The 11,770-nt window shown below is 40.8% G+C and carries 11 protein-coding genes and 2 pseudogenes; 3 read left to right on the forward strand and 10 right to left on the reverse strand.

Annotated elements, in window-relative coordinates:
- Window positions 1–135 precede the first annotated feature (135 nt).
- The 4 genes from RMY63_RS39940 to RMY63_RS39955 all read right to left on the reverse strand — a co-directional run bounded on the left by RMY63_RS39940 (window position 136) and on the right by RMY63_RS39955 (window position 5,402).
- Window positions 136–2,727 (reverse strand): chloride channel protein, encoded by a 2,592-nt coding sequence (locus RMY63_RS39940; RefSeq protein ID WP_322733974.1) that lies wholly within the window; start codon window positions 2,725–2,727, stop codon window positions 136–138.
- Window positions 2,728–3,268: 541 nt separating this feature from the next.
- Complete coding sequence (locus tag RMY63_RS39945) at window positions 3,269–3,634, reverse strand: hypothetical protein (RefSeq protein ID WP_322733965.1); 366 nt, start codon at window positions 3,632–3,634, stop codon at window positions 3,269–3,271.
- Window positions 3,635–4,338: 704 nt separating this feature from the next.
- Window positions 4,339–4,806, reverse strand: coding sequence for a GNAT family N-acetyltransferase (locus RMY63_RS39950; protein ID WP_322733966.1), 468 nt, complete (start codon window positions 4,804–4,806; stop codon window positions 4,339–4,341).
- Between the two features lie 98 nt (window positions 4,807–4,904).
- Window positions 4,905–5,402: a DUF6174 domain-containing protein gene (locus RMY63_RS39955; protein WP_322733967.1), complete on the reverse strand. Its 498-nt coding sequence runs from the start codon at window positions 5,400–5,402 to the stop codon at window positions 4,905–4,907.
- 290 nt (window positions 5,403–5,692) lie between these two features.
- Here RMY63_RS39955 and RMY63_RS39960 point away from each other — a divergent pair.
- Window positions 5,693–5,897, forward strand: a pseudogene (locus RMY63_RS39960) (transposase-like zinc-binding domain-containing protein); the annotation flags it as partial.
- A 493-nt stretch (window positions 5,898–6,390) separates the two neighbouring features.
- On the opposite strand, the gene hisG reads toward RMY63_RS39960, so the two are convergent.
- Window positions 6,391–7,035, reverse strand: a complete 645-nt coding sequence (gene hisG, locus RMY63_RS39965) for an ATP phosphoribosyltransferase (RefSeq protein WP_322733968.1) — start codon at window positions 7,033–7,035, stop codon at window positions 6,391–6,393.
- 76 nt (window positions 7,036–7,111) lie between these two features.
- Here hisG and rppA point away from each other — a divergent pair, with 76 nt between their 5' ends.
- The gene (rppA, locus tag RMY63_RS39970; protein ID WP_322733975.1) at window positions 7,112–7,819 is read left to right on the forward strand and encodes a two-component system response regulator RppA; all 708 of its coding nucleotides are present in this window, start codon (window positions 7,112–7,114) and stop codon (window positions 7,817–7,819) included.
- Between the two features lie 195 nt (window positions 7,820–8,014).
- On the opposite strand, the pseudogene RMY63_RS42060 reads toward rppA, so the two are convergent.
- Window positions 8,015–8,221: pseudogene (locus RMY63_RS42060) on the reverse strand (IS982 family transposase); the annotation flags it as partial.
- Window positions 8,222–8,522: 301 nt separating this feature from the next.
- Here RMY63_RS42060 and RMY63_RS39975 point away from each other — a divergent pair.
- Window positions 8,523–9,434, forward strand: a complete 912-nt coding sequence (locus RMY63_RS39975; RefSeq protein WP_322733969.1) for an IS982 family transposase — start codon at window positions 8,523–8,525, stop codon at window positions 9,432–9,434.
- A 143-nt stretch (window positions 9,435–9,577) separates the two neighbouring features.
- On the opposite strand, the gene RMY63_RS39980 is transcribed toward RMY63_RS39975, so the two are convergent.
- From RMY63_RS39980 to RMY63_RS39995, 4 genes are all read right to left on the reverse strand, one after another.
- Window positions 9,578–9,907 (reverse strand): hypothetical protein, encoded by a 330-nt coding sequence (locus RMY63_RS39980; protein WP_322733970.1) that lies wholly within the window; start codon window positions 9,905–9,907, stop codon window positions 9,578–9,580.
- A 109-nt stretch (window positions 9,908–10,016) separates the two neighbouring features.
- Window positions 10,017–10,169, reverse strand: coding sequence for a hypothetical protein (locus tag RMY63_RS39985; RefSeq protein WP_322733971.1), 153 nt, complete (start codon window positions 10,167–10,169; stop codon window positions 10,017–10,019).
- A 213-nt stretch (window positions 10,170–10,382) separates the two neighbouring features.
- Window positions 10,383–11,438 (reverse strand): 1-acyl-sn-glycerol-3-phosphate acyltransferase, encoded by a 1,056-nt coding sequence (locus tag RMY63_RS39990; protein WP_322733972.1) that lies wholly within the window; start codon window positions 11,436–11,438, stop codon window positions 10,383–10,385.
- Between the two features lie 74 nt (window positions 11,439–11,512).
- Window positions 11,513–11,770: hypothetical protein (locus RMY63_RS39995; RefSeq protein WP_322733973.1), on the reverse strand; the 258-nt coding region annotated here is incomplete at its 5' end.

The raw sequence follows: 11,770 nt of genomic DNA on the forward strand, positions 1-11,770 counted from the left end.
CATTTGTTATTTCGGCATACCCATTTGTTATTTCGGCATACCCATTTGTTATTTCAGCGTACCCATTTGTTATTTCGGCATACCCATTTGTTATTTCGGCATACCCATTTGTTATTTCGGCGTGGACATACGTAATTAAGTTTTGACCATAATCACTGTACAATTACTCTTGCGAGAAATATTCTCAGCAATATTTCCTTGAATCGCTTGTTGCAGTAGACTTTCACGGCTAGCTCCCAAAACAATCACATCACTGTTGTCTTGTTTGGCACAATTAAGAACAGCTTCAGAAACAGAATTGGCACGAACGGGAGTAGCCATCACTTTACCACTAACTCGGCGTTGCAGAAAGCGAACAGATTTATCTAGCAATGTTGTGTCAGGAATCGAGTTAGTTGGCTGAAAAACCTGACATAGCTTGATTTGGGGTGATGTACTTAAAGAAGCCAGAGCAGGTAATAATTTAATTGCTTGGCTGGAGTTAGGGCCGCCTGCCATTGGCAACAACCAACGGTCAAAGGATCTTTTATCATCCAATTTAGCCAAGATAACATCACAAGGAGCCTGTCGAATTATCGTATCCACCACTCGGCTAAAAACTCTACCAGGAGTTGATGTATTGCCTTTCCATCCCATCAGCACCAAGTCAATGTGTCGTGCTTTGACAGTCTCTAAAATTGCCCCAGTAACATTATGGGCAACTCGGATCTCGGTATGAACGGGAATCCGCGAATTCTCTCCTAACAGTATTGCCCGTTGCAAAAGTTGAAGACTTTTGCTGATTTGTACTGGTGTTTCCGATGGGATGCGGCCAGACGCAACGATAATCACTTGTAGGCATTCTATTTCGTAATTGCGATCTTTGGCGATCGCAACTGCCATTTCTAGTAAAGTCTCGGCTGTCTGAGGATGTGAAAGTGGTACTAACAACCTTCCTTTGCCTGTAGCCGGAGCGCGAGTTTGGTAAACCACATAAGAAGGTGCTGATTTGGGTTCTCTTTGTTCGCTATTACCACTCAGTCGCTCTGCTTCTACACGGATAATATCACTACGAGTAATAATTCCTATGAGTTTGCGACCTTCTGTCACGGGTAAGCAGCTGAGGTGATAACGATTGAGTATATGCAGTACATGAGCCAGTGTTGCTGTGGGATTTACTGTCACTGGCTCTGGTGTCATAATCTCGCTAATAGTTGTATCTTTGCCTGACTGTTGCGAAGCAATACTAACTAAATCTTGCTGAGTCACAATACCAACAACTTTACCATTTTCTAAAACTGGAAAGTTGCGATGGTGAGAGTTGGAAAATGCTTGTAGTGCTTCATCAGTACTCATTTGACTAGAGAGAGTTTCGACACGCCGTTGCATCACATCTACGGCACTCAGTTGTGCCAGAAACCCCTCTGTGCTAGGCTCTTTGGTGATGTGAATCCCTTTCCACTCTAGTAGAAGGTCGTAGAGCGATCGCCGATCAATTTTTTCCGCTACTAAATAGGCAACCACAGACGCAATCATCAGCGGTAGCACCAAATTGAAATCTGTTGTCATCTCAAACACAATGATGACTGCTGTAATTGGTACCTTGGAGACGGCGCTAAAAAAAGCAGCCATGCCAACATGAGCATAGACTGTTGCAGCACTCATTCCCAGTAAACTGTGTTCCACAGCACCCACTAAGTAACCAAGGGCAGCTCCCAAGACTAAGGTGGGAACTAGTAAACCCCCTGGCGCTCCAGAGCCGTAGGTAAGAATAATTAGGGTAAACTGAACTAAAAGAGCGATCGCTGCAAATGACCAATTAGCACTACCCACAAGCAAAATTTCTCTCAGCCCAGCATGATCGCGAAAGGCAGCAGGTAAAAAAGCGATCGCCGCACCACTAACTAACCCAGCGATTCCAATTCGCCAGGGTAAACTCAGGTGTAGCAGGCGGCGGTTAATTGCTAGACTCTCAAGGATACCTTTATTAAATAGAATGCCTAGAAATCCCGCCAGCACTCCTAAAATCAAGTAGAAAGGGATTTCCTGAACGAAGAAAGTTGTATCAGGAAGACCTAAATTTAGATGATTCAGATCCAGGCTGTGACTACCATAGAGCCGGGAAATGACTGAAGCGATGAAAGAAGCCAAAATCGCAGTACCAAGAGTTATATCTGATACATCTTGGAGTAATTCTTCCACTACAAAAAGCACACCTGCGATCGGTGCATTAAAAGCCGCAGCTAATCCCGCCCCGGCTCCGGCGGCGATAAGTTGGCGACGATGCTCTGGTGAAGTCGGTGCCCAGTTACTAAGTTGATTTGCCAAAGCTGCCCCAATTTGGACAGTCGGCCCTTCTCGTCCTAAAGGCATTCCAGAACCCAACACTAATGTAGCGCTGATCAACTTCACCAAAGCAATTCGCAGATTTAATGGCATCGGCACACGAGCCAATACGGCTTTGACTTCAGACATCCCACTACCTGATGCTTCCGGTGCGAAGCGCTCTACTAGCCAACCAGCTAAAAGTCCCCCTACTAGTCCAATACCTGGTAGCACCAAGTAGGCAGACCAATGGTAAGAAAGATGCACTCGCCATGCACCTGCCCAATCCACTGTCTGCCCTAATAGAACTGCTGCTACCCCAGAAACTAGACCAATCAGGCAAGCTTCCACAAAAGCCAACCGCCTGGGTTTAAGTAGCTGACGGGAAAGCCTCAACCAGAGAATTTTGCCCCTGGCTAACATATTTTTAGCAATCACTTGTCATCAATGAAGGTATATAAATGTCTGAAATGTCTTACCGTTCACCCTATTTATAGCCTTTCATAAAAAAATGAAATTAGAATAAAATTTTTCTATACCTAAAGATAGATATATGCAGTAGCAATACAGCGAATCTGCCTAGTACCGCTGCGCGGAAGTCAAAAGTCAGTACAATTCGCAATTCGCAATTAATGCCCCAGGATAAATCCTGGGACTTGTACCAAGCAAAGTTTAGAACTTATCTATCCATAAATTAATTTAGGGGCTTGTAGCATCAAGGAATATTTGGTCAAAAGAATTGTATTCCGGGCTTTTCCTTCATTTGGAATGGTGAGGCAGTCCGGTCTTCTCCCAAAGGGAGAGGCTAGCGCCAAGGGGGTTTCCCCCATGAGGAACTGCCGTTAGCGCAGCGTTAGCGAGCCTGCGAGCGTCACCCGAAGGGTATGTTTATTTCCGCCACGATGTACTAGATTAGGATTTACGCATAAAGATTCTCTAGAAAAATTGAGTGTAAAGTTTACTATTAACGCTGCCAATCATACATTAATCGTCCATGACGATCGCGCACAAGTTCCCATTCTCCATGACGATATCGTTGTCCGTGATAACGTATAGAGCGATAGCGCCGTCTATAATAATGTCGTCGATTCCGCTGGCGTTGATAATAATATTTTCCAGTTCGTTGCCGTCTATGATAACGTCGTCGAGTTCGTCTGTGAGCTAACAAAAACTCTTCACTTTGCTCTCCTACTAATTTTGTCTGTGCGTCAATACTCTGTTCCTTGAGAACATTGTTTAGAGTGTTCTCTTTGGCTTCAACCAAAGTAGGTGGATAAATGAAGGCTAATAACAGGAACACAATTGAGGATAGCTTTTTGAAACGGTTCACGTCTTTGCTTTTCCTAAACTATTGGTAATAATTTTATTTAATACTTAAGTTGAGCAATTATATAGTTCAGAATTCACAAACTTGAGTAACGCAAATGTAATTGAAAGTACATCTAGCAGTTCCCATGCAGTACAACGTTATATCGCAAGGTGTAGGGGCACATTGCATCAACGAGAACTGCTATATATTAAATGTGAAGATGCTTAACTACGTCGGTAAACCAGGACAAATGGACACAACAGCGCTCACCAATTTTTAGCTTTCCCATCAAAGTCTCTAGATTTCCTAGCTTGGCATTATATCGCTACAAACTTTCAAAGCTAGCTATGTGATATTGACTTTTTCCCAGATATCATACTCATCAATTGCCAAACTATGAGCTTCTTCCCCTCCTTGCTCATTTTGAAAACTATACTAAATGACAGGATATCCCCACCGATCAATTTCACTAATTCTCAAAATAGCACGCTCGGCAATAAGTCACTGGTATAGTTGCTTTGTATTTTCAAGCATTTGTATTTGTGGTAATTGCAAGATACAAATATAATCACCGACACGTAGATCGTGCCAAGATTGATTTATTGTCATTTTTGAATTGTTTAGTTATGTTGGTTTTCAGCCAGCATAACCTGTGAGATGAGTTTCAAAAATCTTGAAAGACTTTAAATGCTTTAGCCCAACAGTGCATTCGCCATCCTAAACCTTTACAATAAAGCTAAAGTCATAAATACGCTGTTCGGGTCATCAATGTAGTCAGCAAAAGGGCCTCGGTACTCGAACCCATACCGTGCGTACAAGGCTCGTGCTGCAGCGAACTCTGGAATTGCCCCTGTTTCCAAATACAGGCGAGCGTAAGCACGCCGTTCGGCTTCTTTGATGATGTGTTCAAGAATCTTTGAGGCGACACCCTTACGTCGGTGAGCCTTGGCGGTACGCATTGATTTGATTTCACCACTTCTTGAATCTAGTTCTTTTAGTGCGCCGCATCCGAGTAATTCCGATCCCTCCCAAGCCGTCCAGAAAGTAATATCAGGCGAGCGCAATGCTTCCAAATTAAGAGTATGAACACTTTCAGGCGGTGTCATCTCATGCATATTTTCGATATGCTCCTGCAGAAGGTCAGCAATCTTTTTACCTGTCAGGTCATCTGAGCAGATTTGCAATCGACTCATCTCCTTCATTTGCTAAGAAATTCTACTCTCTAGAGCAAACAAGATATGCTGAATCAATTCAGCACTGCTGTAGCAAAAAATGCTCTCGCTAGCCATAGTTAATTAGTTTTTTGCAGATTGCTAATTGTAAAAAATATTTCATCATCAGCGATCTGGCTATTATAATCAATGTTAATTTGAGTTGGATAACCAAGTATTGGATCGTATTGTACAGTTAAGTTTGCTGCTTTACGAATCAGCGCATCCCTAATGATATTAAAGAGTTTAGGAATTGTATTATATTGTTTAAACAATTCTGCCTCAGCTGGCTGTTTCGTTGCTTTATAAGTAATAGAACTTGTGACTCGATTGCGTACTTTAATAATCACTGGTTCTGTGGCTTTAGGTAAACAATTGCAACTTCTAGTGAATTCATAGCGATAGTTAGAGATTTTTTGCCGTCTCCATAATCGGTAATTAATCTTAAATTGTTCCAAGGCTAAACTACTAGGCGCGGGTGTTTTGGCTACCTGTATAGGAGGAGGTTGAGATATTACAGGTGCACTAAAACCTAAAGATGCCACTAAAATAGCACTAATTGCAATTGGTAGGCGCATATAAATCCATTCTTAACTCCAACTGCTCACTTTAACGTAGCTTCAAGATGATTGCCAAAACATTGAAATTATTTGTGACACTTAAAGCTGGCATGGGAAAGAGGACTTGGGGACAAGGGGAAAGACTTGTTGTAAGTTCTATAATTTTAACACCTTTATCCTATAATTTTCTGTAGTTTTACCTAGATTCTCCGCTAACTGCTCTTACCCTTTGTTCTTCACATCGGGTTATCAGCTATATATGTTTTTTGGGCGTTGCATAATAGAGGGATGAATTGAGATTTTCTACTGTGTATTGTCCATACTGTGAGTCTACTGAAATTAGAAAAAATGGGAAACAAAGAGGTAAACTTGCATCACATTTGTGTAAAATGTGGTCGTCAATTTCTCGATGCCTATAGTCCACCAAAAGGATACTCAGATGAGATAAAACAAGACTGTTTAAGGTCATACGTTAATGGTATGGGATTTCGAGCGATCGAGCGTGACAAGGGAAGCCAACTGCGATCGCATATTATAAGGAAACGCTCAAAAAGAATGTTGACGGTTCTGGCAAGCAGCTGCTTAACGGTAAGCACTTATAAAATAGGCTAATGTCTAAGGTTGCAAATATGCTGTTTCGGGAGTTATCGAGAGCGATCGCAAATCAGCAAAATTAATTAACCGTCCAGTGGACATCACCAACGTGTCCACTGGACGATTGAAATGTCACAAAAATTGTTTTATCAGCTTAGGGAGTTGGAGCCGTCAACGTGACACAAGCAAAGATTTTGACCAATGGAGGATCTGAGCAATACAAACGCAGCAAAACACAAATTCTGCTGTACCTGTGGAAGATACTGTACAGAAGATGAACAGTACTTTCCTTTTGCTGTACAATGCCTTTGGTGCTACACCTTGCAAGATGTCATGAAGCAGAAGAGATTTTTTATAATTCCCTACAAATTACTAATTCCTTACAAATTACTAGAGTGAATTACAAATGATATTAAATCTCTACCAAAACGGACTCCCGCAGCTTGCCAATCACATCACTCAGATTACCCGTATTCAGGCGGTAACTCAGAGGATGGGCAATCAACCGCGCCGTACTTTGATACAGACTAGCAATTTCAATCAAACCATTTTCACGCAAAGTTCGCCCTGTAGAAACCAAATCTACGATCGCTTCTGACATTCCAGTAATTGGGCCTAGCTCTACTGAACCATACAATGGCACTATTTCCACAGGTAAATCCAGACTATGGAAATATTCACGAGCACAATTTACATATTTTGAAGCAACTCTACCATGCGGTGGTAAATCTAAAGGCGATCGGTAAGAACTTGATGCTTTTACCGCTACCGACATGCGACAATGCCCAAACTGTAAATCTACTAAGTGGGCAACTTGCGGCTGCTTCTCCCGTAACACATCGTAACCAACAATCCCCAGTTGTGCTTGACCATATTCCACATAAACGGGCACATCTTGTGCGCGCACCAGTAAAGCTTTTGCAACTCCCTTAGTGTCAGGAATTTGAAGTTGGCGAGTTCCTGAATCTAAGAAAGCACTAAAATCTAATCCGACAGCTTGTAGCAAGCGGATGCTATTTTTAAGTAGTTCCCCTTTTGGCAATGCAACAGTCAGCATTTTTTTAATTGGTATCCTTAACGTCTTGGCAGTTGAATAATATTGAGAATATCTCTATATGCTTACCACAAGCAGCATGAGAATTTTATTAGTTGATGATGAAGTTGAACTAACTCAACCCTTGAGCCGCTTGTTAACTCGTGAGGGTTACGCTGTAGATGCCGTTTATGATGGGACATCTGGCAGCGAACTTGCACAAGTAGGCACTTATGACCTACTTATTTTAGATTGGATGCTGCCAGGAAAAACGGGGTTAGAGATTTGCCAGGAATTGCGACGCCAAAGCAAAACCACTCCCGTATTGTTTCTTACAGCTAAAGATACTCTTGATGACCGCGTACAAGGTTTAGATGCTGGTGCTGATGACTATTTGGTTAAACCTTTTGAACTGCGGGAGTTATTAGCAAGAGTCCGTGCTTTATTGCGTCGTTCCGGTACTCAAACTTATGAAACCACTACCGGACGTTTAACCGTTGCTGATTTAGAACTCGATTGTGAAAATCAAGTAGCCTATCGCCAAGGACGAATAATTGAGCTATCGCAAAAAGAAAGTCAGTTGTTGCAATACTTTATGGAACACACTGGACAACTTCTGACTCATGCCCAGATTATGCAAAATTTGTGGCAAGAGTCAGAACAACCCAGTAGTAATGTAATTGCGGCATTAATTCGTTTGCTGCGCCGTAAGATTGAGGTGGGTAGAGAAACTATGTTGATTCACACAGTCTACGGCAAAGGCTATCGTTTCGGTGCTTCTTCAGTGGAGTCAGTTACTAACGGATAAGCATTGGTAACGAAACAGGTTATATTACTAACAAACGGACAAGCTGTCGTTACTAACGAATAAGTGTTGGTAGCAAAACAGGTTGTATTGGTAAGAATGCATAAGTTGTCGTTATTAACGGATAAGCATTCGTAACAAAACAAGTTGTGTTGGTAACGAACGGACAAGCTGTGGTAGGAACTATAACTTTATTGCTAACAACACGCACAAGGGTATTAAGGTTGATGGTACCCATTCAATAAATCGTTGATAACTTGGAAGCGCAGGAAAAGCAGGACACCATTGCTGTTTGACATGATTCAAATAAAAATGCTTGAAATTCCAGTAGTGATTTTGGTGAAAAGCGATGATAATTGTCATTATTTCACTTAAACACAGGCTTTTAGCGCGAATACGTTTTATTTCTCGTCAAAATTACAAGCCGTTGTAGCTTCTGAGTTGTGAGAGCTAATGCTGTTTAATGCTAGATGCTCGGTGGAGGCTCTGTCTTAACAGCTTATCTGTTATTTGCCAGTTAGTGACATTGATTTTACTAATGTTAACGTGAGTTCGACGGATAGAAAAGCGCAAAAAGCTTGCTATGTATGAATTTGCTTAACTGAGGATACAAAAAGGCGATCGCTACGATTGATTGAGAAGTGGCAAAAAAGTCACAAAAAAATGCCGAGACTAAGAATATCTAACAAAAACAAGGGTCTCGGCTATGTCTACCATTGTATCTCGCCTCGACATCACCCAAATTTTCTGCGACGTAGATGATTTCTGTAACCAATGGGAAAGTCTCTGGCAGCAAGTACCACAATTACCATCGACAGCAGGAGAACGACGCAGCACTTACAGTATGCATCTATCAGAAGTGATGACAATAGTTATCGCATTTCATGGCAGCGGATATAAGACTTTCAAGGAATTCTATACCCTGGATGTGCTTACTCGTTGGCATGGAGCATTTCCTAATTTAGTCAGCTACACTCGGTTTGTGGAACTGATGCCCTGGTGCTTAATGCTGTTATGTTGCTTTTTACATACACGAACAGGAGAAATTACTGGAATTAGCTTTATCGATTCCACCCCAATTAATGTTTGTCATAACTGTAGGGCACATTCTCACAAAGTGTTTAAAGGATTAGTTAAATGGGGCAAAAATTCTGTAGGCTGGCACAATGGAAGTAAGCTTCATTTAATTATTAATAATTGTGTAGAATTACTCGCATTTTCACTAACCCCAGCAAATGTAGACGACCGAAAACCCGTTCCAGACATGACTAAGGATTTGATTGGTAAACTCTTTGGTGACAGAGGATATATCTCTCAAAAATTATTTGAGGAGCTATATGAACGAGGGTTGCAGTTAGTCATAAAATCTAAGAAGAAAATGAAAAATCCTTTGGTAAAACTGATTGATAAGATTCTATTACGCAAACGTGCTGTAATTGAGTCAGTCAATGACCATCTAAAAAACATCTGTCAAATCGAACACTCTCGCCATCGTAATCCATTTAACTTTTTGGTTAACCTGATGGCCGGTTTAGCTGCTTATACCTATTTGCCTAAAAAACCTTCGATTGATATTTACCCAAAAGATTTGCCTGCTCTACCTTTTGCCATTTTTTAGTTCTGTTGAACTCACGTAATCTTAGCGATCGCTTCGCTCTTTAGTGTCCTGTTTCTCGCGCTTTATATCTAGCAAGCTTTTCGGCTTTTTCTAATAGTCGAACTCACGTTAATGTTACTTGTTTTACTGTTCCATCCTATTGATTAAGGAATTACATTGGGAATAATTTTGTTTAATTCTTCGCAACGCTCAAATTTACTTCTATTTGTGTAAGCAAAGTAAGATGCTGTCGCTAAAAGTAATATTAGAACAATAATTAGCGAATGTAAGACTTTCTCGTTTTCTCTGCCGGAAATTCTTAATTGTCGATTTTGTTCTGCCAAAGCTTCTAAATCAAGTTGTTTATATATAATTAAATTTTTAATGTCGTAATCGTCTAAACTTTCTTCCTTTATTTTTGTTTCAAGTTCTTCCCTAATTTCTTGTCTTCTTTTATCTCGTCTAGCTTCATTGAAGCCATGAAAATCAAACATTATGATTTACTCTTCAAGAATAATCTCAAGATTTGCGATCGCATTTGTCCATTTGAATAAGTGCGATCACACTTCTCATAAAATGGATAAATGTGATCGTGTAATAAAATTAATCTTCAAGACGTTTGGGACAAAAACCAAATTTCTCTAAGAGCGTATATATAAGTTCAATATTAGGACAGTTCCATTTAACATAAACAGCTTCAGAGACATTTAATTCAGGTTCGCCCACACCAGCCCACGCGGTATAACCAGGAATCATAACCTCCCTATAAACTTAAGCTTAAAAGTAACAGGGAAAGTTACAAGCTATATCAACAGCAATAGTTGCAAGTTTAAAGTGGGTAAGGCTTGCATTGATGACGTAAATTTGTCTCAACGCCATTTAATTTGTCACTGTACATCTAATTTATCGGAGGATTTAGGGGAATCTAAAACTTTTTGTTACCCAGAAGAGGACTTTTCAAACAACCTCTTAAGATTTACCCAAAAACTGATTAATTTGAAGTTGCAGTTTTTCTCGTACTTGTTGTGCCTGTTGATAAGCTGCTGCACGCCCTTTCTTTGAGTGGTTATCCAATCCTGCTGGTTGCAAAGGGCCAATAAAGTAACGCAAACGAGTTTTCATTGCCCAAACTCCCATTGAGGGAAACAGAAGTAAGGCAAACATTAAAGGCGACAAAGGTAAGAATGGTAGTTTGACTAGTCGTTGCAATTTGGTAAAATTAACAGCCCAAGGATGCAAAAATTCACTACCGATGCAAACTACTGGCAGAATGGAAATATGATAGCGATCGCTCAACTGAATAAAACTCACATCAAACTTTTCTAGTTGATAGCGTCTCCTCCAACCTTTCAAAGGCCCGCGAATACCTTCGGGTGCATATAAAAGAATTTTACCTTGAGCGTTCGTCAAAGACGTTGGCGAAGCCATCGCGCCCTCAAAATCATTTAATTCGGCTCGCACACCACCTAAAACCTGCGACCATTGAGGTGGTAACCACCAAATCACCCAAGGATGCTCAAATAATACTGGATTTGCTATGGGTTGTAATACCCATCCTTTAGCTTCACTTAATAAATAACCCAAGCTTAAAAAGTCCCAAGGAAAACACATCCCCGCATGATTCATTGCCACAATCAATGGCCCAGTTGACGGCAAGTTTTCAACTTGTTGCAACTCTCCCCGAAAATAATATTTAACAATAGGGCCAAGAACTTCTTTGCCAAAAGCTTGTTGATATTTAGGATCAAATTCACCAACTTCTTTTCGGGGTGAACGAAAACCCAGACGCAACCAGCGACTCAGCAACGCTAGATAAAATCCGCCAGGAATTAAAAATAATCCATATTCTAGCCAATTCCAACCATCTGAATCTGTGTGATAGTGCTGCCAATGGCGGTTGAATAAAATTAGCCACCCTGGAGGATACCAAAGACAAAACCAATCAAACCAGCTAAATATATAGCCTTCACCTAGTGCATTTTCCTGTTGACTGTTTAATAATTTTTCAGAGTGCTGATTAGTCAAAACAGTTAAAGATTAGGATTAGGCAAAAGTTTTATTAAGAGCGGATCTTCAGGAGGCAAGAGGAACCGATGTTTTTAAACATCGGATTGTAGCAAAGACGCTTTGTATCGAGCGGCACTTTCCGCTTGATACAATTCTTTTTTTTGACTGGGCAATGACCCAAAACTAAAGTTTTTACTTCTGCCTGGTTGTTGAACGTAGTCGAAACACTGCTTTACCACAAGAAGGAAGGTTTCAAGGATTTTTGAGCTTATTAAATTACCCAACAAGTCTAACAAACAAAAAGCCCCAAGCAATGATGTGAGCAAGGAGCTTATAGTTTGAGTTAAAAA

Origin of the sequence: Nostoc sp. ChiQUE01b (assembly GCF_034531255.1) — a bacterium.
Taxonomy (GTDB): domain Bacteria; phylum Cyanobacteriota; class Cyanobacteriia; order Cyanobacteriales; family Nostocaceae; genus Nostoc.